The sequence below is a fragment of the Pseudomonas shirazica genome, assembly GCF_015168335.1.
GTDB lineage: Bacteria > Pseudomonadota > Gammaproteobacteria > Pseudomonadales > Pseudomonadaceae > Aquipseudomonas > Aquipseudomonas asiatica.
Genome location: NZ_CP063456.1, coordinates 274,385 through 300,216 on the forward strand (window position 1 = coordinate 274,385; position 25,832 = coordinate 300,216).

At 62.8% G+C, this 25,832-nt stretch carries 25 protein-coding genes and 1 pseudogene; 10 read left to right on the forward strand and 16 right to left on the reverse strand.

Annotated features, from left to right (window positions below; translation table 11 throughout):
- Positions 1-133 precede the first annotated feature (133 nt).
- The 3 genes from yfiR to yfiB are packed head-to-tail and all read left to right on the forward strand — an operon-like array spanning position 134 to position 2,464.
- Positions 134-700 (forward strand): regulatory sequestration protein YfiR, encoded by a 567-nt coding sequence (yfiR, locus tag IMX18_RS01245; protein WP_043935908.1) that lies wholly within the window; start codon positions 134-136, stop codon positions 698-700.
- Positions 697-1,968 carry a diguanylate cyclase DgcN/YfiN gene (gene dgcN, locus IMX18_RS01250; RefSeq protein ID WP_015271827.1) on the forward strand — a complete coding sequence of 424 codons (1,272 nt, stop codon included), beginning with the start codon at positions 697-699 and terminating at the stop codon, positions 1,966-1,968. Before yfiR ends, dgcN begins: the two co-directional genes overlap by 4 nt.
- A gap of 4 nt (positions 1,969-1,972) precedes the next feature.
- Positions 1,973-2,464, forward strand: a complete 492-nt coding sequence (gene yfiB / locus IMX18_RS01255) for an outer membrane lipoprotein YfiB (RefSeq protein WP_015271826.1) — start codon at positions 1,973-1,975, stop codon at positions 2,462-2,464.
- 904 nt (positions 2,465-3,368) lie between these two features.
- On the opposite strand, the gene IMX18_RS01260 is transcribed toward yfiB, so the two are convergent.
- Positions 3,369-4,319, reverse strand: coding sequence for a LysR family transcriptional regulator (locus IMX18_RS01260; RefSeq protein ID WP_100413988.1), 951 nt, complete (start codon positions 4,317-4,319; stop codon positions 3,369-3,371).
- Positions 4,320-4,451: 132 nt separating this feature from the next.
- On the opposite strand from IMX18_RS01260, the gene IMX18_RS01265 reads away from it, so the two are divergent.
- Together IMX18_RS01265 and mmsB are read left to right on the forward strand one after the other, a co-directional pair.
- Positions 4,452-5,978 (forward strand): CoA-acylating methylmalonate-semialdehyde dehydrogenase, encoded by a 1,527-nt coding sequence (locus IMX18_RS01265; RefSeq protein ID WP_061303619.1) that lies wholly within the window; start codon positions 4,452-4,454, stop codon positions 5,976-5,978.
- A 10-nt stretch (positions 5,979-5,988) separates the two neighbouring features.
- Positions 5,989-6,876 (forward strand): 3-hydroxyisobutyrate dehydrogenase, encoded by an 888-nt coding sequence (gene mmsB, locus IMX18_RS01270; protein WP_015271823.1) that lies wholly within the window; start codon positions 5,989-5,991, stop codon positions 6,874-6,876.
- Positions 6,877-7,356: 480 nt separating this feature from the next.
- Here mmsB and IMX18_RS01275 read toward each other — a convergent pair whose 3' ends face one another.
- The 4 genes from IMX18_RS01275 to dmeF all read right to left on the reverse strand — a co-directional run bounded on the left by IMX18_RS01275 (position 7,357) and on the right by dmeF (position 10,523).
- A complete protein-coding gene (locus IMX18_RS01275) occupies positions 7,357-8,334 on the reverse strand; it encodes a hypothetical protein (RefSeq protein ID WP_015271821.1) in 978 nt (325 codons plus the stop codon).
- Between the two features lie 10 nt (positions 8,335-8,344).
- Entirely contained in the window at positions 8,345-8,833 is a 489-nt protein-coding gene (locus IMX18_RS01280; RefSeq protein ID WP_003258410.1) for an Hcp family type VI secretion system effector, read from the reverse strand.
- Between the two features lie 307 nt (positions 8,834-9,140).
- Positions 9,141-9,485 carry a cupin domain-containing protein gene (locus IMX18_RS01285; RefSeq protein WP_003258412.1) on the reverse strand — a complete coding sequence of 115 codons (345 nt, stop codon included), beginning with the start codon at positions 9,483-9,485 and terminating at the stop codon, positions 9,141-9,143.
- Positions 9,486-9,581: 96 nt separating this feature from the next.
- Positions 9,582-10,523 carry a CDF family Co(II)/Ni(II) efflux transporter DmeF gene (gene dmeF / locus IMX18_RS01290; protein ID WP_015271820.1) on the reverse strand — a complete coding sequence of 314 codons (942 nt, stop codon included), beginning with the start codon at positions 10,521-10,523 and terminating at the stop codon, positions 9,582-9,584.
- 70 nt (positions 10,524-10,593) lie between these two features.
- On the opposite strand from dmeF, the gene IMX18_RS01295 reads away from it, so the two are divergent.
- On the forward strand, positions 10,594-10,869 hold the full coding sequence (locus tag IMX18_RS01295; RefSeq protein ID WP_015271819.1) for a metal/formaldehyde-sensitive transcriptional repressor: 276 nt from the start codon (positions 10,594-10,596) through the stop codon (positions 10,867-10,869).
- 216 nt (positions 10,870-11,085) lie between these two features.
- On the opposite strand, the gene IMX18_RS01300 is transcribed toward IMX18_RS01295, so the two are convergent.
- From IMX18_RS01300 to IMX18_RS01330, 7 genes are all read right to left on the reverse strand, one after another.
- Entirely contained in the window at positions 11,086-12,018 is a 933-nt protein-coding gene (locus IMX18_RS01300) for a phosphatidate cytidylyltransferase (RefSeq protein WP_015271818.1), read from the reverse strand.
- A 1-nt stretch (position 12,019) separates the two neighbouring features.
- Positions 12,020-12,643: a lysophospholipid acyltransferase family protein gene (locus tag IMX18_RS01305; RefSeq protein WP_015271817.1), complete on the reverse strand. Its 624-nt coding sequence runs from the start codon at positions 12,641-12,643 to the stop codon at positions 12,020-12,022.
- A 10-nt stretch (positions 12,644-12,653) separates the two neighbouring features.
- A complete protein-coding gene (locus IMX18_RS01310; protein WP_015271816.1) occupies positions 12,654-13,085 on the reverse strand; it encodes a hypothetical protein in 432 nt (143 codons plus the stop codon).
- Positions 13,082-14,413 (reverse strand): phosphatase PAP2/dual specificity phosphatase family protein, encoded by a 1,332-nt coding sequence (locus IMX18_RS01315; RefSeq protein WP_015271815.1) that lies wholly within the window; start codon positions 14,411-14,413, stop codon positions 13,082-13,084. Before IMX18_RS01315 ends, IMX18_RS01310 begins: the two co-directional genes overlap by 4 nt.
- Positions 14,414-16,168, reverse strand: coding sequence for a bifunctional alpha/beta hydrolase/class I SAM-dependent methyltransferase (locus IMX18_RS01320; RefSeq protein WP_217190101.1), 1,755 nt, complete (start codon positions 16,166-16,168; stop codon positions 14,414-14,416).
- A gap of 30 nt (positions 16,169-16,198) precedes the next feature.
- Positions 16,199-16,804: a CDP-alcohol phosphatidyltransferase family protein gene (locus IMX18_RS01325; RefSeq protein ID WP_015271813.1), complete on the reverse strand. Its 606-nt coding sequence runs from the start codon at positions 16,802-16,804 to the stop codon at positions 16,199-16,201.
- Between the two features lie 133 nt (positions 16,805-16,937).
- Complete coding sequence (locus tag IMX18_RS01330) at positions 16,938-17,819, reverse strand: LysR substrate-binding domain-containing protein (protein WP_100413986.1); 882 nt, start codon at positions 17,817-17,819, stop codon at positions 16,938-16,940.
- Between the two features lie 77 nt (positions 17,820-17,896).
- Here IMX18_RS01330 and IMX18_RS01335 point away from each other — a divergent pair, with 77 nt between their 5' ends.
- Positions 17,897-18,661 carry a sulfite exporter TauE/SafE family protein gene (locus IMX18_RS01335; protein WP_015271811.1) on the forward strand — a complete coding sequence of 255 codons (765 nt, stop codon included), beginning with the start codon at positions 17,897-17,899 and terminating at the stop codon, positions 18,659-18,661.
- Here IMX18_RS01335 and IMX18_RS01340 read toward each other — a convergent pair.
- Complete coding sequence (locus tag IMX18_RS01340) at positions 18,651-18,965, reverse strand: putative quinol monooxygenase (protein WP_003258316.1); 315 nt, start codon at positions 18,963-18,965, stop codon at positions 18,651-18,653. The two genes, IMX18_RS01335 and IMX18_RS01340, sit on opposite strands and share 11 nt — an antisense overlap.
- 156 nt (positions 18,966-19,121) lie before the next feature.
- Between IMX18_RS01340 and mdaB the strand changes: the two genes are divergently transcribed.
- From mdaB to ggt, 3 genes are all read left to right on the forward strand, one after another.
- Positions 19,122-19,712, forward strand: coding sequence for an NADPH:quinone oxidoreductase MdaB (gene mdaB / locus IMX18_RS01345; RefSeq protein ID WP_015271810.1), 591 nt, complete (start codon positions 19,122-19,124; stop codon positions 19,710-19,712).
- 72 nt (positions 19,713-19,784) lie between these two features.
- Positions 19,785-20,681 (forward strand): LysR family transcriptional regulator, encoded by an 897-nt coding sequence (locus IMX18_RS01350; RefSeq protein WP_015271809.1) that lies wholly within the window; start codon positions 19,785-19,787, stop codon positions 20,679-20,681.
- Positions 20,682-20,798: 117 nt separating this feature from the next.
- On the forward strand, positions 20,799-22,466 hold the full coding sequence (gene ggt, locus IMX18_RS01355; protein WP_217190100.1) for a gamma-glutamyltransferase: 1,668 nt from the start codon (positions 20,799-20,801) through the stop codon (positions 22,464-22,466).
- A gap of 134 nt (positions 22,467-22,600) precedes the next feature.
- Here the strand turns inward: ggt and IMX18_RS28310 are convergent, their stop codons facing one another.
- From IMX18_RS28310 to ypfJ, 3 genes and pseudogenes are all read right to left on the reverse strand, one after another.
- A complete protein-coding gene (locus tag IMX18_RS28310; protein ID WP_404940927.1) occupies positions 22,601-23,464 on the reverse strand; it encodes a methyl-accepting chemotaxis protein in 864 nt (287 codons plus the stop codon).
- A gap of 39 nt (positions 23,465-23,503) precedes the next feature.
- Positions 23,504-24,520, reverse strand: a pseudogene (locus IMX18_RS28315) (methyl-accepting chemotaxis protein); the annotation flags it as partial.
- Between the two features lie 246 nt (positions 24,521-24,766).
- Entirely contained in the window at positions 24,767-25,654 is an 888-nt protein-coding gene (gene ypfJ, locus IMX18_RS01365) for a KPN_02809 family neutral zinc metallopeptidase (protein WP_015271806.1), read from the reverse strand.
- Positions 25,655-25,832: the final 178 nt, after the last annotated feature.

A 25,832-nucleotide genomic window follows, 5' to 3' on the forward strand; every position in this document is an offset into this window, starting at 1 on the left:
GAGTCCTTGTGGGAGCTGGCTTGCCGGCGATGGGGCCATCAATCCCCATGCACAAAGCTGCTCGTACCTACATTGATGCGGCCATGTGCTATCGTTGCGCCGATATCGGAAAGGACCTTAAGAGATTTCCCACATGAACGTGGCCGCAAGGCGAGTGACGAGATGTGTGCTTTCGCTATTGCTGGCCGCCCTGTTCCTTTCCGCAGGTCCGGCCCAGGCAGACCCCGCCATGACTGCCGCCCAGGCGCAGCAACGTGCCAAGGCGGTCACCCAGGTGGTGTTGGGCATCTTCAGCTACGCCCGCTGGCCCGTCGAACCTTCGCCCTTGCGCCTGTGCCTGGTCGGCCCGACCGAATACGCCGATGACCTGATCAAAGGCCATGTGCAGGAGTCTGGCCGACCGCTGCAGGTGCGGCGGCTGCTGGCAGACGATAGCCAGGTCGCCCAGGCCTGCGACGCCATCTACATTGGCAAACTCGACCAGGGCCAGCGCGACCGGCTGTTCGAGCGCGTCAGTGGCCACCCGGTGCTGAGCATCAGCGAGGCAGACGACCCGTGCACGGTCGGTAGCCTGTTCTGCTTGCGGGTCAGCGACCAACAGGTAGCCTTTGAAGTCAACCTGGACTCGGTGGCACGCTCCGGCGTGCACATTCATCCCAGCGTGCTGCAATTGTCGCGGCGCCGGGCGGTGCAACCATGAAACCAACCCGCAAGCGCGGCGTGCGCCCGACCCTGCGCTCGGTGCTGGGCCGTGGCCACCTCAGCGTCGCCTTGCTCGCCGTGGGCCTGGCCGGCATATCCCTGACCCTGCTGGGCGTGCTCGCCTTGCGTGTCTACGCCAACGACAACCTGCACCTGATCGCCCGCTCGATCAGCTACACCGTGGAAGCGGCGGTGGTGTTTGACGACAGCGCTGCGGCCAATGAGTCGCTGGCGCTGATTGCCAGTACCGAGGAAGTGGCCGAAGCCAGGGTCTTCAACAACGAAGGCGAGCAGCTGGCGCATTGGCAGCGCAGCGATACCGGCGTGCTCGCGCGGCTGGAGGCGCAGGTGGCCACCGCCTTGCTGGATGAGCCGATCAACCTGCCGATCACGCACCAGCAACAGCAGGTCGGGCGCATCGAGCTGGTTGGCCAGGGGAGAAGCCTGTTGCTGTTCCTGTTCAGCGGGTTGGCCGGCATTCTGTTCTGCACGGTGCTCAGCGCCCTGGCTGCCCAGTACCTGTCGCGGCGTCTGCTAAGCGATATCGTCCGCCCGCTGCGCGGCCTGGCCAGTGTCGCCCACGCTGCCCGCCGCGAGCGCCGTTTCGACCGGCGCGTGCCGGAAGCGCCGATTGCCGAGCTCCACGAACTGGGCAATGACTTCAATGCCCTGCTGGATGAGCTGGAGGTATGGCACAGCCACCTGCAGAACGAAAACCAGACCCTGGCGCACCAGGCCAGCCACGACAGCCTGACCGGCCTGCCCAACCGCACCTTCTTCGAGGGGCGCCTGAGCCGCAGCGTGCGCAATGCCGAACGGCAGCAGGATCACCTGGCGCTGCTGTTCCTCGACAGTGACCACTTCAAGCAGATCAACGACACCCTCGGCCATGCTGTCGGCGACGAAGTGCTGATAAGCGTGGCCGACCGCGTTCGCGCCCAGCTGCGCGAGCACGACCTGGTAGCGCGCCTGGGTGGCGATGAGTTCGCCGTGCTGCTGACGCCTTTGCATTCGCGCCAGGACGCCGAGCACATTGCCGAGAAGATCGTTGCCAGCATGAAGTTGCCGGTGCAGCTGGACAGCGGTCGCAGTATCGCCACCTCGTTGAGTGTCGGTATTGCCTATTACCCGGATGACGGCGCCGACCCCGCCAGTCTTCTGAATGCCGCCGATGCGGCGATGTACCAGGCCAAGCGCAAACGCCGTGGCCATTGGCAAGTGGCGCAGACGGAACGGTCCGCCAGCGAAATCAAGAACAGGAGTTGAACCCGTGATACAGGCTTTGCGTTTCCCCCTTTGGGTCTTGTTGCTCGCCGTGCTGGGGCTGACCGGCTGCCAGAGCGCTCCGCCCAAAGGCCTGACCGCCGAGCAGATTGCCGTGCTCAAGCGTGAAGGCTTTACCCCGACCGACGAAGGCTGGGCCTACGATTTGTCCGGCAAGGTGCTGTTCGGCAGCGACCTGGACAGCCTCAACAGCCAGAGCCAGGCGATTGTCGAACGCATTGGCAAGGCACTGCTCGGCGTTGGCATCCAAGGTGTGCGGGTGGATGGGCATGCCGACTCGTCCGGCAAGGTGGCGTATAACCAGCAGCTGTCCGAGCGCCGCGCACAGAGCGTTGCCAAGGCGCTGGTCGGGGTAGGCATGCCGGCGCAGAACATCCAGTCCCGCGGGCTGGGCAGCAGCCAGCCGGTGGCGAACAACCGCACCAGCGCCGGGCGCACCGAGAACCGGCGGGTGTCCATTGTGGTGGCTTCCTACTGACCACAGCCTCCCAGGCCAGCATATCCGCGTGTAGGGGCGGGCTTGCCCGCGAAGCAGGCAACGCGTTGTCTGGCACCGGCTGTTCCGGTGATCGCCGGCAAGCCGGCTCCCACAGGTACAGCACCTGTCTTGAATCCAGCACAGTACCTGTGGGAGCGGGCAAGCCCGCGAAGCAGGCGACTCGGTGTCTGGCACCGGCTGTTCCGGTGATCGCCGGCAAGCCGGCTCCCACAGTTACAGCACCTGTCTTGAATCCAGCACAGTGCCTGTGGGAGCGGGCAAGCCCGCGAAGCAGGCGACTCGGTGTCTGGCACCGGCTGCGCCGGTGATCGCCGGCAAGCCGGCTCCCACAGTTACAGCACCTGTCTTGAATCCAGCACAGTGCCTGTGGGAGCGGGCAAGCCCGCGAAGCAGGCGACTCGGTGACTGGCACCGGCTGCGCCGGTGTTCGCCGGCAAGCCGGCTCCCACAGGTACAGCGCCTGTCTTGAATCCAGCACAGTGCCTGTGGGAGCGGGCAAGCCCGCGAAGCAGGCGACTCGGTGACTGGCACCGGCTGCGCCGGTGTTCGCCGGCAAGCCGGCTCCCACAGGTACAGCACCTGTCTTGAATCCAGCACAGTGCCTGTGGGAGCGGGCAAGCCCGCGAAGCAGGCGACTCGGTGACTGGCACCGGCTGCGCCGGTGTTCGCCGGCAAGCCGGCTCCCACAGGTACAGCACCTGTCTTGAATCCAGCACAGTGCCTGTGGGAGCGGGCAAGCCCGCGAAGCAGGCGACTCGGTGACTGGCACCGGCTGCGCCGGTGTTCGCGGGCACGCCCGCTCCTACAGGTCCTGCGCATGCCTTGAATCCGGCGCAGACCTTGTGGGAGCTGGCTTGCCGGCTATGGGCTACGCAGCAGCCCCTCATTCCTGAGCAAAGCGCATCTCCCGTGTCTCCCCCATCAACAACGGTGCATTCGCCTCGGTCACCCCTCGGATGTAATCCCACAGCAGGGTAATCCGCTTCAACTTCCTCAAATCCTCCCGGCAATACATCCAGAACTGCCGCGTCACCTCGATCTCCTCCGGCAGCACCGTCACCAACCGCGGGTCCTGTGCGGCGAGGAAGCACGGCAGAATTGCCAACCCACGTCCTTGCAAAGCTGCCGTGTACTGGGCAATCACGCTGGTACTGCGCAAATGCGCGCTGGCGCTGGGGATCAGGTTGGCCAGGTACAGCAGCTCCGAACTGAACGCCAGGTCGTCCACGTAGCTGATGAACGGGTGCCTGGCCAGGTCCGCGATCTGGTTGATCGGTGCATGGCTGTCCAGGTAGTCCTGGGTCGCGTAAAGCCGCAAGCGGTAGTCGCACAGCTTGCAGCACACATAAGGCCCATGCTCCGGCCGCTCCAGGGCGATGACGATGTCCGCCTCGCGCTTGGACAGGCTGATGAAGTGCGGCAGCGGCAGGATGTCCACCGAAATCGCCGGGTAGGCATCGACGAAGTGGCTTAGCTGCGGGGTGACGAAGAAGCTGCCGAAGCCTTCGGTGCAGCCCATGCGCACATGCCCCGACAACGCCACGCCCGACCCGGATACCTGCTCGCAGGCCATGTGCAGCGTGCTCTCGATCGACTCGGCATAGCCCAGCAAGCGCTGGCCCTCGGCGGTGAGGACAAAGCCGTTGGTCCGGGATTTCTCGAACAGCAAGGTGCCCAGCGCCCCCTCCAGCGAGGTGATGCGCCGCGACACAGTGGTGTAGTCCACGCTCAGGCGCTTGGCGGCGCTGCTGGCCTTGCGCGTACGCGCCACTTCAAGGAAGAACTTCAGGTCGTCCCAGTTGAGCGCGCTCAGGGATGTAAGGTCTTTTTGCATGATGATCCGGTTTTTTTGTGCGTTCTTGTTGGATGTTTGCACATCTATACTCGAAACAAGCCTCAGGACGCCACCTCGCGTTTGCACGGCGCTGGCGATCTCGTCCCGACAATAATTCCAAGGAGAACGCAGATGAACGCACCGCAATCCCCTACCCAGACCAAAATCGAGCAGGTCAAGCTGCTGATCGACGGCCAATGGGTCGAGTCCGCGACCACCGAATGGCGCGACATCGTCAACCCGGCCACCCAAGAGGTGCTGGCGCGCGTACCGTTCGCCACCGTCGAAGAAGTCGACGCGGCCGTGGCCGCTGCCCAACGTGCCTTCCAGACCTGGCGTAACACGCCGATCGGTGCGCGCATGCGCATCATGCTCAAGCTGCAGGCGCTGATCCGCGAAAACACCAAACGCATCGCCCAAGTCCTCAGTGCCGAGCAGGGCAAGACCCTGGCCGACGCCGAAGGCGATATCTTCCGCGGCCTGGAAGTGGTCGAGCACGCCGCCTCCATCGGCACCCTGCAGATGGGCGAATTCGCCGAGAACGTTGCCGGCGGCGTCGATACCTATACCCTGCGCCAGCCGATCGGCGTGTGCGCCGGCATCACCCCGTTCAACTTCCCGGCGATGATCCCGCTGTGGATGTTCCCCATGGCCATCGTCTGCGGCAACACCTTCGTGCTCAAGCCGTCCGAGCAGGACCCGCTGTCGACCATGCTGCTGGTCGAACTGGCGCTGGAAGCCGGCATACCGGCTGGCGTGCTCAACGTGGTGCATGGCGGCAAGCAAGTGGTGGATGCCATTTGCACCCACCAGGACATCAAGGCGATTTCCTTCGTCGGCTCCACTGAAGTGGGCACCCACGTGTACAACCTGGGCAGCCAGCACGGCAAGCGCGTGCAGTCGATGATGGGCGCCAAGAACCACGCGGTGGTGCTGCCCGATGCCAACCGCACGCAAACCGTCAACGCCCTGGTCGGTGCCGCCTTCGGTGCAGCAGGCCAGCGCTGCATGGCCACCTCGGTGGCGGTGTTGGTGGGCAAGGCCCGTGAATGGCTGCCGGATATCAAGGAAGCGGCCAGCAAGCTCAAGGTCAATGCCGGCTGCGAGCCAGGCACCGATGTCGGCCCGGTGGTCTCCAAACGCGCCAAGGAGCGTGTGCTGGGCCTGATCGAAAGCGGCATCAAGGAAGGCGCCAAGCTGGAACTCGACGGCCGTGACGTCACGGTACCGGGCTACGAGCAAGGCAACTTCATTGGCCCGACCCTGTTCTCGGGCGTGAAGACCGACATGCAGGTCTACACCCAGGAAATCTTCGGCCCGGTGCTGGTGACCCTGGAGGTCGACACCCTCGACGAGGCCATCGCCCTGGTCAACGCCAACCCGTTCGGTAACGGTACCGGCCTGTTCACCCAGAGCGGCGCGGCAGCGCGTAAGTTCCAGAGCGAAATCGACATCGGCCAGGTCGGTATCAACATCCCGATCCCGGTACCGGTACCGTTCTTCAGCTTCACCGGCTCGCGTGGCTCCAAGCTCGGCGACCTCGGCCCGTACGGCAAGCAAGTGGTGCAGTTCTACACTCAGACCAAGACCGTCACCGCCCGCTGGTTCGATGACGACAGTGTCAACGATGGTGTGAACACCACCATCAGCCTGCGCTAAGGAGAGAGTCATGCGTATCGCATTCATTGGCCTGGGCAACATGGGCGCACCCATGGCCCGCAACCTGATCAAGGCCGGGCACCAACTGAACCTGTTCGACCTGAACAAGGCTGTGCTGGCCGAGCTGGCAGAACTGGGCGGGCAGGTCAGCCCGTCGCCCAAGGACGCGGCGGCCAACAGCGAGCTGGTGATCACCATGCTGCCGGCTGCTGCCCATGTGCGCAGCGTGTACCTGAACGAAGACGGTGTGCTGGCGGGCATTCGCCCCGGCACGCCGACCGTGGATTGCAGCACCATCGACCCGCAGACGGCGCGTGATGTGTCCAAGGCCGCAGCGGCCAAGGGCGTGGACATGGGCGATGCACCGGTGTCCGGTGGCACCGGCGGCGCGGCGGCAGGCACCCTGACCTTCATGGTCGGTGCCAGCACCGAGCTGTTTGCCACCCTCAAGCCGGTACTGGAGCAGATGGGCCGCAACATCGTGCACTGCGGTGAAGTCGGCACCGGGCAGATCGCCAAGATCTGCAACAACCTGCTGCTGGGTATCTCGATGATCGGCGTGTCCGAGGCCATGGCCCTGGGCAACGCGCTGGGCATCGACACCAAGGTGCTGGCCGGCATCATCAACAGTTCGACCGGGCGTTGCTGGAGCTCGGACACCTACAACCCGTGGCCGGGCATCATCGAAACCGCGCCGGCATCGCGTGGCTATACCGGTGGCTTTGGCGCCGAGCTGATGCTCAAGGACCTGGGGCTGGCCACCGAGGCTGCACGCCAGGCGCATCAACCGGTGATCCTGGGGGCCGTGGCCCAGCAGCTGTATCAGGCCATGAGCCTGCGCGGCGAGGGTGGCAAGGACTTCTCGGCGATCGTCGAGGGTTACCGCAAGAAGGATTGACGAGCGAGGACTTTATCGCGGGCCGGGCGGCCTTCCCTCTGTAACTGCGCACCAGAGGGGAGGGGGCCCGTACTGCGATGTTTTTTGAGCATTATTTAGGCATGGGGGGTAAGTAATACATGAAAATTCCCAAACCAAAAAATGCGATAGTCAATATCAAAAGCGAGGAGCCTATGAAGATTAGGAGGGTCTTGATTTTTGAAGGTAGATTATTTATTTCCTTGATGTCAATGAGGTTTTTTCGTGCATAGATTTTAGGAATGAGCAGTATGAATGATATATTCGTTAGTCGAAAGAATTTTCCCATCAAGCCAGCATGTAGCCAGAGTTTTTTTTCGCCGGTTATTGCATTGCAATTTAATAAAAATCCTTCAATGTAATCAATTTTGCGATGAGCGATATATATTGTTAATGCCAGGTTCAAGAAAAGTAAAGTTGTGACTGTCATGCTGTAGACTAAAAAAATCCAGTGCATGATTGTCATTTTGCGACTGCCTCGTATAGAAGTTCCCCAGCCCAGGCGCCTGCTTCATTCCCAAATTTTCCGCCTGCCATTCCCCCCACTGTACCGCCGAATATCCCACAAGCGAGTGCTCCGGTTCCACCTGTCGCTACGCCAAACACCACGCTGCAAGCAGCACCAAGAATAAGCTTGCCACTGGCTGCCCCAGCAGTAGTACCCAACAAGCCCAAGGTTAATGAACTAATCTCGACATAATGCGCCTTTTTGCATTCCTCCTCGCGTCCGAGCGTACAGGCTTTATGTATCTCCAGGCCCGTGGCAGCGACGTCTAATGCAATCCCTACATACGTTCCTTTCTTGATCAAATTAGCAGCCGTCGCCACGCCTGAGACTTTGTTGGCATATCCTGCAATCTCGCCGGTATGCAAATAACTCTTTGTGGATATCCCCAGCGTCCTTTTGATCGAGCCTTTGTTCCTTATCCCGGAACCATAAGCCGCCAGCTTGTTCAGCTGCTCATCCAACTTCATGAACAAGACGGCACGCTTTGCATAGAACTGATCGCGAGCCGCCATGGCCCCTGACCCGAGATGCTGTTGATGCAGCTTCTCGATATCCATCAAGGTGGCCTCGATAGCTTTCAGGTGCTTGCTCCACCCTTCACTGACTACACCAGCGCCCACAGATGCATGCGCGATGAGGCTCTTCAAGGTCTCGAAATTGTCCAGGAAAAAGTTATCCACACCTTGGCCGTTGCGCATCAGCCCCATGTGCGCAATCGTCGCCTGTCTCATCATCCAGGCTTCCTGGCTGGTGCAGGAAGCCGTGGTGGGATCGCCGATGATGATAAGTTCACCGCTACGGACCACAGTATTGGCGATGTGCGAATTCAGCACGTCAAACTTTTCCAGGGAATGACCGGTCAGCGCCAGGTCGGATTTCAGCCTATGATAGTTTTGCAGCTTGAGATTGAGAAACGCCCGGGCTTCAGACATAGCCTTGTCCTCACGCGTATTTCTTGTTGCCGATCCGGTCCCAGCCGCCGGCGATATTGCCGCCACCGGCGCCATCAATGCGCCGCTGCTGGGTATAGGTGGTCTTGATCCGGCCGTAGTTGAGCTGCACTACTTCAAGCGGTACGCCGGTGTCCACGCTCTGCGAATACTCGGCGATGATCACTTCCTCGAGGATGATTTCGTAGTACTTGAGTTTGTCACCACCCGCGCGGCAGAGTGCCAGTTTCACTTCCTTGAGGTGCTGCCCGGTGCAACTGGCCTCCATCAGTTTGCAACTGGCACTGTCGAGGTATTTGGTGAAAGTGAAGTTGGTGACAGAGGTACGGCCGGAAGTGGCTCCGCCAGTAGAACTTGCAGTGGCAGATGTGCTTTGGCTGACGCCGAAATCGTAGCCAAGCACTTCAATCCATTTGCTGTATTGCTTGTCCAGTGCTTCGCCTGGAATGTTGTCGATCTGAATGTAGGCGTCGAAAGCCACGTTTTCTTCTCCCTGGCAATTGAATCAATTGGGTATTGCTGCCCGGTGACCCGGATGATGTGCAGAGCCTAGGCCTGCGATGAGTCGGGGGCAATACTTCAGGGGATGAAGAGGTGCAGTTCAGAAATGGACTACAAATGAAGGGGGGAAGCTGAATTCATATGTCAAAAAATGTAACTGTTATCCTTGCAATAGGGTGATGTTTATTAAACTTCTGGTTGCCTTATTCATCATGTTGAATTGCGAGCAGAGTCATGTGGGAGTTTTCACTCATCCCACATGACCCAAACCAAGGTCCGCTTATGAATCAAGCAAAGACAAAGTACTTGCGCACGGTCTCGACCACTTCCCAGGTGCCTTTCATCCCCGGTTCGATCACGAACACATCACCCGCTTTCAGGTGCTTCGGCTCTTCGCCTTCCGGGGTGATGATACAGTAGCCATCAAGGAAGTGGCAGAACTCCCACTTCTCGTAGTTGACCTCGAACTTGCCCGGGGTGCAGATCCAGGTGCCCATGATCTTGCTGCCGTCGGCCGACAGGTAGGCGTTGAGGTTGACGGTGTGCGGATCGCCGCCGATGCGCTTCCACTTGGTGGCGTCCACGACCGGCGTCGGGCAGGTTTCGCGCAGGACGGTGATGAAATCGGACATGGCACAACTCCTGGTGACTGGCTGAATGACTCGTCACCATAGGGCCATCGGCCGAGCCGCAGTTGCCTGGGCTCGACGTCCAGCTGTCTGGTCGCGCTATGCCAGGCGGTTGACCTCGACGGTGATGTGTGCCAGTTCTTCGTGTACGCCCAGGGACTGGCGCACGCTGTCGGCGCTGAGTTCGGCCCGGGCGGCCAGGCCGAGAATGCAGGCGTACTGGTCTTTGCCCACGCGCCACACGTGCAGGTCGGTGATGCTGGCCGGCACCGGCAGCTGCGCGACCACCTCGCGGATTTCCTCCACTACCGGCGCGTCCATCTCCGCATCCAGCAGCACTCGCCCGGTATCGCGCAGTAGCCCGCGGGCCCACAGCGCCACCAGCAGCGCACCGACCAGGCCCATGACCGGGTCGAGCCAGCCGGCGCCCCAGTACTTGCCGGCCAGCAGGGCGACGATAGCCAGCACCGAGGTCGCGGCGTCGGCCATCACGTGCAGGTAGGCCGAGCGCAGGTTCAGGTCGTGGTGATGGTGGCCATGGTCATGGTGATGGTCGTGGCCATGGTGGTGATGATCGTGATGGTGATGGTCGTCACGCAGCAGCCAGGCGCAGATCAGGTTGACGGCCAGGCCCACGGCGGCGATGAAGATCGCCTCGTCATAGTGGATCGGCCCCGGTGCCAGCAGGCGCTCCACCGACTGGAATGCCATCAGCCCGGCCACGCCCAGCAACAGCAGGGCGCTGGAGTAGCCGCCGAGAATCTCGATCTTCCAGGTGCCGAAGGCAAAGCGCCGGTCGCCGGCATAACGCCGCGCGGCGGCATAGGCCAGCAGCGACAGGCCCAGGGCCAGGGCGTGGGAGCTCATGTGCCAGCCGTCGGCTAGCAACGCCATGGAATTGAAGAACCAGCCCCCGGTAATTTCCGCCACCATCATTACCGCGGTCAGCCACACGGCCAGGCGCGTCTTGCGCTCGGCGCTCAGGTTGCTGGTATGGAACTGGTGGCTGTGCTGCCAGCGGTCTGAGGTTTGTGTTGCCATGGTTTATCATGCTCCCGGAACGTCGAGAAATATACTATACCCCAGTATACCTAGCATGGTGTGAAACCCAATGGCACATACCCTGAAGAGCAAGAAGCAGCTGCTGACCCGGGTGCGCAAGATCAAAGGCCAGGCCGCCGCCCTGGAGACAGCGCTGGAGCAGGACAAGGACTGCCTGGCGATACTGCAGCAGATCGCCGCCGTGCGCGGTGCGGTGAACGGGCTGATGGCCGAAGTGATGGAAGGGCATATCCGCGAACACCTGGTGGCGGAAGGGCTGAGTGCCGAGGAGCGGCAGGACGAGGCGGACAAGGTGGCGACGTTGCTGCGGTCGTACCTCAAGTAGCAGACCGGCCAAGCTATGGCGATACGGATACTCCTGGGGGGTATAGGTGCCCGATGGTACTTGCTGATTTCTTACGTGTCAGAAGGCATGTGCTTACTTTGCCATCCGATCAGTCCGCTTAGTGCTCGCCTTTAGTTTTCCAGTGCCTGTGAGATCGAGCGCCGCGCGGGCGGCGCTCGATCTTACGGGTACTAGAAAGTTCAAGGCGAACACGTTCTACGCCCACCAATACCGCACAAAGTGGAAGAACACCGGCGCGGCAAAGCACACCGAATCCATGCGGTCGAGCATGCCGCCGTGGCCTTCGATCATGTGCCCCCAGTCCTTCACCCCACGGTCGCGCTTGATCGCCGACATCACCAGCCCGCCGAAGAAGCCCATGGCGTTCACCGCCAACGCCATCAGCGCGGCCTGCCAGAAGGTGAACGGGGTGATCCAGCACAGCAGGGCGCCGATCAGGGTGGCCAGTGCCACGCCGCCGGCCAGGCCTTCGACGGTCTTGGATGGCGACAGGTTGGGCGCTACCTTGTGCTTGCCGAACAGCTTGCCGCACACGTACTGCAGCACGTCGCTGATCTGCACCACAAGGATCAGCCAGGCAATCAGCAACAGGTTGCGGCCCTCGTAACCCGGGATGTCCAGGGTCATCAATGCCGGCACCGACGACACGCAGTACACCGCGATCATCAGCCCCCACTGCACCTTCGAGGCGCGCTCGAGAAAGCGCGTGGTGTCGCCGCCGAAGCTGGCCAGGATCGGCAGCAACAGGAACAGGTACACCGGGATGAAGATACTGAACAACCCGTACCAGTCCATGGCGATCAGCACGTACTGCACCGGCAGTGCCACATAGAACGCAGCCACCAGTGCCGGGTAGTCGCTGCGCCGGGTCGGGGTGAGCGTCATGAACTCGCGCAAAGCATAGAACGACACGCCGTAGAACAGCACGATCACGCCGTACTTGCCGAACAGGAAGGCGATGCCGATCACCAGCACCATCACCCACCAGGCGTTGATGCGGGCGTTGAGGTTGTCGATCACCGCGTGCGGTGCCGGGCCGGCGCGCCATTTGAGCAGGCGGCCGATCACGCTGGCGAGCAGCAGCAGGGCGCCGATGCCGGCAAACAGGGAAAGGGTGTTGTCGTCCATCTCAGGCATCCTTGGGGGCCAGGTTCAGCAGGGCCTGGCTGGCCCGCTCGAGAAAGGCTTGCTTGCTTTCATCCGCCTGCAGGTGCAGCGGCTCGCCAAAGCTCAATGTGCACAACAACGGCAACGGCAGGGCGCGCCCCTTGGGCATCACCCGGTTGAGATTGGCGATCCACACCGGCACCAGTTCGACTCCAGGGTTGGCTGCTGCCAAGTGATACAACCCGCTCCTGAACGGCATCAGCGGCTCGTCGCCGAGATTGCGGGTGCCCTCCGGAAAGAAGATCAGCGAGTCGCCCTGGGCCACTGCTTCGAGGATCGGCTGCAACGGGCTGCCCTGGCCGGGGCTGTGTTGCCGGTTGATCAGCACACCGTTGAAGACCTTGCGGATAAGAAAATCGCGAATGCCCGGCTTGGCCCAGTAATCGGCACCGGCTACCGGACGGGTACGCTTGCGCAGCGGCTGCGGCAGCGAGGCCCACAGCAGTACGAAATCACCATGGCTGCTGTGGTTGGCGAAATACAGGCGCTGCACCGGCAGCGGCGTGCAGCCCAGCCACAGGGCGCGGGCGCCGGTGATCAGGCGGGCGGCGGAAGTGATGAGGTAGGCGGTCAGGTTGGCGAGCATGGATCGGTAGTCATCCCTTCAAAGGCAGTGTCAGCAGGGTAGCCAAAGCCAGCGACAGCTGCAGGCCCAGGTACACTGCCTGGCGGCGTAACAGGGTCAGCGCGGCCCGGCTACGGGCAGGCCATGCTCGGGTGTCGGCGGCCTGCGGTTTGAGTTTCAGCTCGAACAGTGCGTGGTCCAGGGCCTGGGTGTCCGCCGCCAGGTCGCGGCTGGCGGCGAGGTGGGCGAACAATTGGGCATCGATGGCCACACGGATGGCCCAGTACTTGTGCAGCACGCCTAGTACCAGCAGCGCAATGCACAGCAGGCTGGCCAGCGGTTGCAACTGGGCTCCCAGCAAGGGCGCCAGGCCGTAGGCCAGGGCCAGCAGGGTGAGGCCGTCCGACAGGCGTTCCAGTTGTTTGCCACAGCCCAGCAGGCTGGCCACCACGTACAGCGTCATGGTTGTGTCCCTAGCCGTTGCAAGGCTTGGCGATGTGCGCTGTGCAGGACCACGCCGGGGCGGGCCTTGCGGATCAGCGCCTCGGCCTGGCGAGCATCACTGCAGCGGCCCGTGAGTACCAGCCAGGCTGCCACGGCGCTGGCGCTGCGCGAATAGCCCAGGGCGCAGCAGACCAGCACCGGGCCTTGCGAGCGCAGGCGTTCGATGGTGACGGCGGCTTGGTGCAGCAATGGGCTTTCCGGGGCGATCAGGTCCAGGGTAGGAAAACATGCGTAGCCAACGGCGGACGCGACCTGTGTAGGAGCGCTGTCCTGAACATGGCACGGTAGCTCTGCGCACAAATCGACTACCGCAGCGAACTGCGCGTCACACCCAGGAATCCGCCCAAGGTAGACGCCATCACACACTTCATCCGCCTGCGTGTGCCGCCATGTCCACAACCGCGAGTTGACCCACGCCCCAATCAGGTAGGGTGCCAGCAGCCAGCTGGCTGCATTCGACAAGCGCCCATCGGCGCCTTTCTGGAACCCGCCCGCACCGAGCACGCCATAGTTCAGCGCCACCAAAGCCAGCGACACGGCCGGCCAGGTCAACCACAGCCAGGCGCCGCCCAACGCAACGGCAGGCACTGCGCACAGCAGCCCACCCACTGTATAGAACAACGCCAACCGCCAACACTTGGCATCCCGCGCAAGGCGCACCTGCTGCCAGGGCAGTTGCCCTTGATGTGGCCACAACCAGACGCAGACGAACCCCGCCAATGCCCCTGTCGGCACGTCGATGAAATGGTGCTGCCAGGTGGTCAGTACCGAGACCCCGATCAGTGCCATCCAGCCATGCATCAGCCAACGCCAGGGCTGGCGCTGCACGTGCCGGGCAAACATCGTCCAGATGATCACCAGCAGGGCAATATGCAGCGAAGGCGCCTGGTTGAACGGCTTGTCGAAGCCCATCAGCACATCGAACATCCAGCCGAACACCCCGCCCAGTTCCGGCCGCTCGAAGGTGAAGCGCAGCGGCCAGAGCAGGAAGCAGCTGACGCTGATCAGCTGCGCGGTTAGCAGCGCCAGCGCGTGCCGGTCCATTTCCTGGCGCGTGCGTGGCAGCAGGAAGGACAAACCGTAGAGCAGGTCGATCGACCAGTACGGGATGATCGTCCACGGCCACAACGGCATGCGGCTTTCCCAGCCGAACACCAGGCTGCCGACATCACTGCGCCCGGCGGTATGGTTGTTCGCCAGCCCGTAACTAAGAAAAAACAGCGGCCCCAGCAAAAGAAGCCAGAACACGCCTCGGCGGATCAGCCGGGGCTCGCGTGATGGGCTCATTCAGCGCACCCGTTGTGCCAGGCTGACGCTGAAAATGCCCCATTCATCGATGCGTTGGGCCAGCTTGCGGAACCCCGCCGCTTCTACCAACTGGTCCATTTCGGCCTGGCTGCGGCGACGCATGACCCAGGCCTCCCCGCCGCGGTGGCTGGTGAGGGCGCGGGCGATCATTTCCAGTTGCGGGTGCCACGGCTGGCCGGTGTAGACCAAATAGCTGCCATCTTCCAGCGCATCGGCCAGGCCGGCCAGCGAGTTACCTGCCAACTGGTTGCTGGCGAACAGTTCGTACAGGCCGGAGACCACGGCCAGGGTCGGTGGTTGTTCCAGGGTCGCCAGGCTCTGGCGGTCGAAGGCATCGCCCTGGACGAAGCGGGCGATGTCGGTCAGGCCTTTTTCTGCAATCAGTGCGCTGCCTTGCTGCACGTTCAGTTCGCTGTAGTCACGCAGCAGGATCGAATCCGGCAGTTGTTCGAGCTCCTGCAGGGCCTCGAGAATGTAGCGGCCATGGCCGGCGGCGATATCGACGATGTGCACCGGCCGCTGCTGGTCGCGCAGGCGGACGATGGCCAGGCGCAGCAGTTCCTCTACGTGCAGCTTGCGCTGGCGGATGCCGCGCCAGCCGATGGCGTCGAGGTAGTTCTGGTCGATCAGGCGACCGAGCTTGCCTTTGCCGGTCGGCTGGTTGCGGTACACGTAGTCCAGGGTACTGCCCGAATCGAAACCGGTATCGAAACCCAGCTTCACACCTTCGGACAGCCCCTTGCCCAGCCGCAGCCCGGCACGGGTAGCACGCCAGTAAAGGTCGCGGGGCGAGTTGCGCGGCAGCGGTGCGGCCAGGCTTTCGGCCTCGGCGCAGCTGGCGCCGGTCTTGTCGGCATCGAGCAGTGATGGCAGGGCGGCGGGGCTGGCGAAGCAATGTTCGACAAACCGCTCGATGCGCCGCAAGGCATGGGCCCTGTCACGCTCGCCAAGGGTGTCGTGGAAAAAACCTGGCAGGATGTGCATTTCCTTGCGCGCACTGCCCAGGCGTTCGAAGAAGCGTTCCTGCGGTTGGCGTTCGACCACGAAGTCGGCACCGGACACCAGCAGTTGGGTTGGCAACTGAATGGCCTGGGCATCCGCCACCACCCGGTCGGCGGCTTCGTACAGGCCCAGCAGCATGGTTACCGAAATCGGCCGGCTGATCAGCGGGTCGGCCACGTACGACATGACCCGTTCGGGGTCGTGGGTGAGCAGGCGGGGCTTGACGTAGCTGTTTACGAAGAAGTTTCCGCGCAAGGCTTTCAGCAGTTTCAGGCCGGTGCGGGCGAACGGCACATACAGTTTGACCTTGAACGCTGGCGAGGCCAGCACCAGGCAGCGCACCTTGGGCGCGTAGTCGTGGGCCCAGGTGGCGACGAGCACGGCCCCTACGCTCTGCGCCAGCACCACCAGGTCCTGTTCGGCGATGCCATGGCTGGCCTGGATGTGCTCGATGAAGGTCTGCACATCGCGCACGCTGGTGGCGAAGCCCGGGCTGTCGCCACGCGCGCCCGGCGAATGGCCGTGGCCGCGGGCATCCCAGGCGAAGAAATCGTAGCCCGGCATGTCCAGCTCGTCGGCCAGGTGTGCCATGCGCCCGCCGTGTTCGTGGCCGCGATGGAACATCACCACGGCCCGGCGTGGCTGGTGTTGGTTACGCGTGGCAGGCCAGTGACGGTAATACAGCTCGACGCCGTCATGGGTGGAGAAGTGCAGCGCTTGCGCTTGGCGCATGGTCGACATCCTTTTGCGACGGCAGTGGGCTCAGCGGGTTTCGGCCAGCCCCTGGCGAACCCGGTTGTAGAGGGTATAGAGCGAGAGTGCGAGGATGACCAGCAACAAGCCGTTGAGCCAGGTGCCATTCAGCAGGCCTAGGGCGACACCGGTACCCAGCACACCGAAGGCAAAGGCCCGGTCGCTCTTGCCCATTGGGCCATCGTAGCGCCGTGAAGCACCGGCCAGTGGGCCCATGACACCGGCGTATTCGCTGAAGGTGGCGCTGAGCACCACGAGCACGACCAAGGTTGGCGATACACCGGCCAGCAGGGCGAAGGGCAGGTACAGCGCGGCATCGGCGATCACGTCGCACAGTTCGTTGAGGTAGGCACCGAGGGTGGATTGCTGGCCGAACTCACGGGCGAGCATGCCGTCGACGGCGTTCAGTGCCATGCGCAGCAGCATCCAGACTGGCACCAGAATGAACAGCCAGGTGAGATGGGGCAGGGCAGCCAGCAGCAGGCCCAGCAGGATCGACAGCAGGGCGGCGGCGACAGTGACCTGGTTGGCGGTGACACCGCGGTCGTGGAGGCGCTGGACAGCAGGGCGGAGCATGGCCTGGAAGCGCGGTTTGAGCTGGTAGATCGATGCCACTGGAAAGTCCTTTTCGGTGGTGCGATGGGAGGATTGTGTGCGAGCGGCTAAAAAAATGCACTTACTGTGCACGCTCCTACATCGATCGCGTTGGCTTCAAGTCATGCGCAGTACATGCAACATACTGATCGGGTCAGCGGGTGAGGGTGGTTACCAACCCTGCGGCATACCCCGGCAATGCCGCAAAATCGCGTGCACACACCAGCAACCGGCGATTGGCCCATGGTTCCGTCAGCGCCACCCAGTGCAACGGCAACACCCCTTGCCAACGCTTCACCGCCGCCAGCGGCACCACCCCCACCCCGGCCCCGCCCGCAACCATGCGGATCACGCCATCGAACCCTTCGGCACGCACCCGAACCCGCATGCGCCGCCCCTCGCGCAGCGCCTGCTCTTCCAGGTACAACGCCAGTGCACTGCCGGTACCCAGGCCGACATAGCCATGGGCCAGGCTATCGATAAAGCTCGGCGCTACCTCGCTGGCCAGTGGATGGCGCTGCGGCGTTACAAGCACCAGTGGGTCTTCGCGAAACGGCCGGGTCTGCAGGTGCTCGCTGGGGGCGGCGGTCGAAACTATGCCCAGGTCCGCCATGCCCTGGGTAATCGACTGCACGATGCGCAGGCTCGGCAACTCCTGCACATCCACGCTGACGCCTGGGTTTTCAGCCAGGTAGCCGGCCAGCAGCTCCGGCAGGTACTCCGTGAGTGCAGCCGTGTTGCACAGCAGGCGCACCTGGCCCTGCTGCCCTTGAACGTACTGGCCCAGGTCGAACTGCAGGCGCTCGACCTGCTGCGATATCAGCCGGGCATGCTGCAGCAGTGCCTGGCCGGCCAGAGTTGCTTGCACGCCACGGCGGTTGCGTTCCAGCAAAGGGATGCCCAGCGAAGCCTCCATGGCGCGGATCCGCGCACTGGCTGCTGCCAGCGAAAGATGGCTGCGGCTGGCACCGGCGGTGATGTTGCCGCACTCCAGGGTGTGCTGGAACAGCCTGAGGTCGATCAGATCGAAATGCATGTGGCTCTGTCCTGGCAAGAGTCTGGCTGAGTATATGGCAGATTTTCAGCCCGGCTGGCGCACGCCATTATCGGCCTATGAATACCTTGCTCGCTTTCTACCAGAACATTGGCCCAGCGCTGTCGCTGCTGGTGGTACTGACTTTCCTGCTGGCCGGCGCGGTGAAGGGCTTGATCGGCCTCGGCCTGCCGACAATCGCCATGGGCCTGCTGGGCCTGGCTATGTCACCGGCGCAGGCTGCGGCATTGCTGATTGTGCCTTCGACCCTCACCAACCTCTGGCAGCTGGCCAGTGGGGGGCACCTGCGGAGGTTGCTGGCACGCCTGTGGCCGATGCTGGCGATGATCTTCGTCGGTACCTTGCTGGGCAGCGCCTGGCTGGGGATCAACAGCGGCCCTTGGGCCGCACATGCACTGGGCGCGGCCTTGATGGTGTATGCGCTGTACGGGCTGGTCGGTCCGGGTCTGCGCCTGGCACCGGGGCGGGAGCCTTGGCTGGCGCCGCTTTGCGGGCTGGTCACGGGCGTGGTCACGGCGGCGACCGGGGTGTTCGTGATACCGGCTGTGCCCTACCTGCAGAGCCTGGGTTTGAATCGGGATCAGATGGTCCAGGCCCTGGGCCTGTCGTTCACGGTTTCGACCCTGGCCCTGGCCGTTGGCCTGGCCGGGCAGCATGTCCTGGGTGGCCAGGCGCTGGGTGCTTCGCTGCTGATGCTGGCGCCGGCCTTAGTCGGCATGCTGGCCGGCCAGTGGCTGCGTCAGCGCATCAGTACGCCGCTGTTCAAACGGTGCTTCTTCATCGGCCTGGCCGCGCTCGGCGGCCATTTGCTGATCAGCGGTTAGCGCTTGATGCGCTGAGCATGTCGATCATCTGGATGTCGAAATCGCGTTCCAGGTAGTCCATGCGTTTTTCGAAGAACGCGGTCATGTGCGGCAGTGCCGAATGCACATCCAGCGCTGCCTTGTCGGCCCAGACCTCGAAGAACACGAACAGGCTCGGGTCCTGCTTGTCGCGCAGCATGTGGTACTCGATGCAGCCCGGCTCCTGGCGGCTTGGCTCGACGTAAGCGCGGAACAGCGTTTCGAACGCTTCAGCCATTTCCGGGCGGGTCTTGGCTTTGAGGATGAAGGCGTACTGCTCACTCATGGGTCGCTACTCGGTGATGGGAGGTGATGCGATTCTAAGGCAATAATGCATTATTGATTCGTGACTTCAGGTCAATTGTATTTTGCCGCTGCATTACTGTATCCCGCGCCCGCGAGCCCCTAACCTGCCGGCCTGAATTTTTTCCGCGAGGCCCGCATGAAGAAGATCCTTTTGCTCAACGGTGGTAAACAGTTCGCCCACTCCGACGGTCGTCTGAACACGACCTTGCACGAAGCGGCCATCGCTCACCTGGACCGGGCCGGTTTCGATGTACGCCAGACCTTCATCGACGGTGGCTATGATGCCCAGGAAGAGGTGGAGAAGTTCCTCTGGGCCGATGTGGTCATCTACCAGATGCCCGGCTGGTGGATGGGTGCGCCATGGACCGTTAAAAAGTACATCGACGAGGTGTTCACCGCCGGCCACGGTAGCTTGTATGCCAACGACGGCCGTACCCGTGCGGACCACTCGCAGAAGTACGGCAGTGGTGGCCTGGTGCACGGCAAGCAGTACATGCTTTCGCTGACCTGGAATGCACCGCAGCAGGCATTCGACGACCCTAGCGATTTCTTCGAGGGCAAGGGGGTGGACGCGGTGTACTTCCCATTCCACAAGGCCAACCAGTTCCTCGGCATGACCGGGTTGCCGACTTTCCTGGCGGTGGATGTGATGAAGCGGCCTGATGTGCCGGCTGCTTTGGCAGCCTATGAGGCGCATCTGGACAAGGTGTTTGGCAAGGCACAGTAAGGTTTTTCTGTGCTGGACTTGGCCTAGACAAGCGGCTATCTATTCCGGCAGAGACCAACCGCAGGCGCAGATGTGAAAACCCGATCCGAAGAGCTCCAGGTATTCGTCACCGTCATCGACTGCGGCTCGATTTCCGCTGCTGCCGAGCAGATGGGCCAGACCCCGTCTGCCGTCAGCCGTACCCTGTCGCGCCTTGAAGGCAAGCTGGGTACCACGCTGGTCAACCGCACCACCCGGCGCATGGACCTGACCGAGGAGGGCCGCTTCTTCCTCGAGCGCGCGCGGTTGATCCTGGAACAGATGGACGAGATGGAAGAGCGACTGTCGATGAACCGCCAGACCCCTACCGGGCGCCTGCGCATCAACGCCGCCGCGCCGTTCATGCTGCATGCCATCCTGCCGTGGATCGGCGAGTTCCGCCGCCAATACCCTGGTATCGAACTGGAACTCAATACCGACGACTTGATCATCGACCTGCTGGAGCAAAGCACCGATGTGGCGATCCGCATCGGTGAACTGGCCGACTCCAGCCTGCACGCACGCAGCCTGGGATGCAGCCCGGTACAGGTGCTGGCCAGCCCGGCCTACCTCGAGCAACACGGCACGCCGCAGCGGGTCGAGGACCTGGCCAACCACTGCCTGCTCGGCTTCAGCCAGCCCGAATCGCTCAACCATTGGCCACTGCGCCATGCCCAGGGGGACCGCTGGAGCATTCGCCCGTCGCTGATCGCCTCCAGCGGCGAGACCTTGCGCCAATTGGCGCTGGCCGGCGAGGGCATCGTCAGCCTGTCGCACTTCATGACCCACGAGGACATTCGCGCCGGGCGCCTGCAAGTGCTGCTGAGCGAAGCCAACAACGGCTATCGCCAGCCGATCCATGCGGTGTACTACCGCAACACCCAGCTGGCGCTGCGTATCCAGTGCTTCCTCGATTTCATCCAGCGCAAGTTGGCGATGTACGCCAGCTGAGTTGCCTGAACGCGACAGGTCCTGTCCACGGGCGGCGAAACTTCCTGCGGTTGATTGCACAGTCGAAGCGCTTCGGCCTTACTGACTGCTCAACAAAAACAACACCAAGGAAGTGTCATGCGTATTGCTCCGTTCCAGTACCTGGCTCTCACAGCCACGATCCTGAGCTGTTCCACGGTCCATGCCGCCAATCTTGAGGGCGGCGCAGTGGCCGCGCCCGATCAATATGGTGCACAGGTGGCCGCCGATATCCTCAAGAAAGGCGGCAACGCGGTGGATGCGGCAGTGGCCACGGCTTTCACCCTGGCGGTGACTTATCCCGAGGCTGGCAACATCGGCGGTGGCGGGTTCATGACCCTGTTCGTCGACGGCAAACCCTACTTCCTCGATTACCGCGAAGTCGCGCCCAAGGCCGCCACGCGCAACATGTACCTGGACGAAAAGGGTGAGGTCATCGAAAACCTCAGTCTGGTCGGGGCACGTGCTGCTGGCGTTCCGGGCACGGTGATGGGGTTGTGGGAGGCGCACCAGAAGTTCGGCAAGCTGCCCTGGAGCGAACTGCTGACCCCGGCCATCGGCTATGCGAAAAACGGCTTCAAGGTTGCGGCCAAGCAGTACCAGTACCGCAACGACGCCCAGGGCATGTTCAAGACCGCGACCAATTTCAACGACTACTTCGGCAACATGAAGGTCGGCGAGCTGTTCAAGCAACCGGAAATGGCCCAGACCCTGGAGCGCATCGCCGACAAGGGCGTGAGCGAGTTCTACCAGGGCAAGACCGCAGACCTGCTGGTGGCGCAGATGCAAGCCGACAAGGGCCTGATCACCAAGCAAGACCTGAAGGACTACAAGGCCGTATGGCGCGAGCCAATGGCCGTGAGCTGGCGTGGCAATGTGGTCTATACCGCGCCACCGCCAAGCTCCGGTGGTGTAGCCCTGGCCCAGCTGCTGGGTATCAAGGAAAACCGCGCGGCGGACTTCAAGGGTGTGGCGCACAACTCGGCGCAGTACATTCACCTGTTGGCCGAGATCGAGAAGCGCGTGTTCGCCGACCGCGCCGACTACCTTGGCGACCCGGCCTTCACCAAAGTGCCGGTGGATCAGCTGGTGGCCAAGGACTACCTGGCCAAGCGCGCCGCGCAGGTCAACCCGAAGGCCATTTCCGATACCGACAAGGTCAAGCCGGGCCTGGAACCGCACCAGACCACGCACTTCTCGATCGTCGACAAGCAGGGCAATGCGGTCAGCAACACCTACACCCTCAACCTCGACTACGGCAGTGGTGTGGTGGTGAAAGGCGCCGGCTTCCTGCTCAACGACGAGATGGACGATTTCAGCGCCAAGCCGGGGGCGGCGAACGCCTTTGGTGTGGTAGGTGGCGATGCCAATGCTATCGCCCCGGGCAAGCGCATGCTGTCGTCCATGAGCCCCAGCCTGATGACCCGCGATGGCAAGGTCGAGCTGGTCATCGGCACTCCGGGTGGCTCGCGGATCTTCACCTCGATCTTCCAGGTGATGAACAACCTGTACGACTACGACATGCCGCTGGACAAGGCGGTGGCGGCGCAGCGCGTGCACCATCAGTTGCTGCCCAAGGACACCATCTACTTCGACAGCTATGCGCCGCTGACCGGGCCGGTGGCTGATGAACTGAAGAAGATGGGCTATGTGCTGGAGGACCAGGGCTGGGAGATGGGGGATATCCAGGCGATCCGGGTTGATGGGACGAAGCTGGAGACCGCTTCGGATCCGCGTGGGCGTGGGGTAGGGATGGTCATCAAGTAAGCGGTCGTCAGTGCCGGCCCTATCGCCGGCAAGCCAGCTCCCACAGGTACGGCGCAGCCCCGAGGCTTGTGCTATTCCTGTGGGAGCCTGGCTTGCCGGCGATGGGCCGCAAAGCGGCCCCCGGGGTCTTCAGGTCAGACGCGGAACTGGCTGACCAACGTCTGCAACTGCCCACCCAACCGCGCCAACTCCACGCTGGACGCCGCCGTCTCGTCACTGGCCGCCGCCGTCTGCTCCGACACATCGCGTACATTCAGGATGCTGCGGCTGATCTCCTCCGCCACCGCACTCTGCTGTTCCGCCGCCGCGGCAATCTGCTGGTTCATCGACTGGATGCTCGACACCGTGCTGGTGATGCTCTCCAGCGAAGCCCCGGCCTTGCGCGCCAACTCGACGCTGCTGTCGGTCAGGGTACGGCTGCCGTGCATGGCCGTAGCCACTTGCTGGGTCCCATGCTGCAGGCTGGCGATCAGTTCTTCGATCTCTTCGGTGGATTTCTGCGTGCGTTGGGCCAGGCCGCGCACTTCATCGGCAACCACGGCAAAACCACGGCCTGCCTCGCCAGCACGCGCCGCCTCGATCGCTGCGTTCAGCGCCAGCAGGTTGGTCTGTTCGGCCACCGACTTGATCACGTCCATCACGCTGCCGATCTTCTGGCTTTCCTGCTGCAACAGGTTCATGGCTTCGGTGGAACGGTGCATTTCTTCGGCCAGGCGTTCGATCTGGCCAATTGCTTCGCCTACCACGCGGTCGCCGGCACGGGCTTCGTCATCGGCACCGGTGGCAGCATGCGAGGCCTGCTCGGCATTGCGTGCCACTTCCTGAACGGTAGCGGCCATTTCGTGCATTGCGGTGGCCACCTGGTCGGTCTCGACCTTCTGGCTGTTGGCGCCGGCGCTGGTCTGCTCGGTCACTGCCGACAATTCCTCGGCAGCGCTGGCGATCTGGGTGACGCCATCGCGGATGCCGCTGATCAGCTCGCGCAAAGTGGTGCCCATGCGGGCGATGCCTTGTTGCAGCACGCCCAGTTCGTCGCGGCGGGTGACGCGCAGGTGCTGGGTGAGGTCGCCGCTGGCGATCTTTTCAACTGCCACCATGGTGTCGCGCAATGGGCGGGTGATCTGCCGGGTGATCAGCACTGCCGCCAGCACGCCGACCAACAGCGCCAGCAGCGTGGCGATGGCCTGCAGGCTGCGGGCCTGGGTACTTTCCATGTCGCGGCGCTGCAGCTGGATCTGGTACAGAGCGTCGCTGCGCTTGACGATGTCGGCACCCTGAACGGTCATCTCGGCGCGCGCAGTGGTGATGTTGGCGACCGCATCGCGGAATTGACGCACGGCTTCACGGTAGGCCAGCACCGAGCCTTCGAACTGTCGCAGGCGCGTGTCTTCGGCCGGCAGCTGGCGCTTGAGGTTGTCGATTTCGGCCAGGGCGGTGTCCAGCTGGCGCAGGGCTGCCTGCTCGTTGGCAGCGCTGTTTTCGGCAATGTAGCCGCGTACGTCGATGCGCACCTGCAGCAGTTGCTGGCGGGCCTTGCTGATCAGCTGGTACTGGGCCAGGCGCACGCTGTCGGCTTCGGGGCGCGCCATGACTTCCTGGCTGAGGGCGTCCATGGCCTGGTCGGCACGGCTGGCCGAGCCGTCCATGGCCGTGCGCGCGGTGCGGGTGGCATCGTAGCCCTGGCGCATCTTGTTCAGCGACACCTTGTAGGCGCTGATGGTCTCGCCCAGTTCACCCAGCAGCTTGATGTTTTCCGGGCTCTTGAAGGTGCTGGCCAGGTAGGCCTGTTGCTTGCTGAAGGCGTCAAGCTTGGTCTGGGTGTTGGCGGCGGCAGCATCGTCACCGTTGGCGATCATGTACTGCAGGCGCGCAATGCGCAGGTCGGTCAGGTCCTTGTTGAGCTGGCCGATATCGCCCATCCAGTTGCTGCGGTCAATCAGGCTGCCCAGGCTGGTCCAGCCGGTCAGGGCCAGCAGGCCGGTGAGGATCAGTACCAGGCCGAAGCCCAGGCCTAGTTTGAGGTTGACGCTGATGTTGGCGAACCAGCTGTTCATGCACGCTCTCCAGAAGTTGTTTTCGCTCGCTTGATCTTCGATCGCCAGGCGTTGTTGTTCTGGATGCCCGCTGATTCGTGCAGGGGTTATCGGCAGTGATGGAGGAAGCTGAAACGCTTTTTCAGCAGATTTGTAACTGGCTTGATTGGGGCTGCCTTGCAGCCCTTCGCGGTGGATGGCACCGGCTTTGCCGGTGTTCGCGGCTAAAGCCGCTCCTACAGGGATCGCGTCGGTTTTGGAAGCTATTCAAAGGTTGCGCGCGCTGAAGGTATCGCAGCGGTTCACCTCACCCTCGGCAAACCCGGTCTTGAACCAGCGCACCCGTTGCGCTGAGGTGCCGTGGGTGAACGAGTCTGGTACCACGCGCCCGCGGCCTTGCTGCTGCAGGCGGTCATCGCCGATGGCATTGGCCGCGTTCAGGGCCTCTTCGACGTCGCCCGGCTCCAGCCAGTTCAGGCGCTTCTGCGCCTGGTAGGCCCATACACCGGCCAGGCAGTCGGCCTGCAGTTCCTGACGCACCAGCAGGCCATTGTCGCCTTCCATGCGCTGGCCGCTGCGGCGCGCGGCATCGACCTTGGCCGACACGCCCAGCAGGGTCTGCACGTGATGGCCGATTTCGTGGGCGATCACGTAGGCCTGGGCAAAGTCGCCGGCGGCGGCGAAGCGGGTTTCCATTTCGCGGAAGAACGACATGTCCAGGTAGACCCGTTGGTCTGCCGGGCAGTAGAACGGCCCCACCGCCGCCGAGGCAAAGCCACAGGCCGAATTGACCTGGCCGCTGAACAGCACCAGCTTGGGGTCGCGGTACTGCTTGCCGCCCTCGGCGAACAGGGCTTTCCAGGTGTCTTCGGTATCGCCCAGGATCGAGGCGACGAACTCGGCCTGCTGGTCGTTGGCCGGCGGCGCCTTGCCGCCCGCGCTGCTCGGTGCCTGCTGTTGTTGTTGCTCCATCTGGCCGGCGAGCTGGCCAAGAATCTGCAACGGGTCCTGGCCGGTGAGCCAGCCGATGCCGACAATCAGCAGCACCGCACCAAGCCCTAGCCCCTTGCCGCCGCCGAAACGCATGCCGCCGCCACCACCTTCGCCTCGGGCATCGACCACATTGTCGCTGCGTCGACCTTTTCGCCAATCCATGAATGCTCTCCGGAGCGTGAAACAAGAAGACAAAGATTAGTCCACGACAGCGGCGAGTGTCAGGCCAAGGTGCTTATGCATAACCAAATGGTTATGTTTGATGTGGCTGATTTCAATATTCATTGCGCGCTACCTGCCTGAAACTGCATGTGGGAGCGGGCTTGCCCGCGACAGGGTT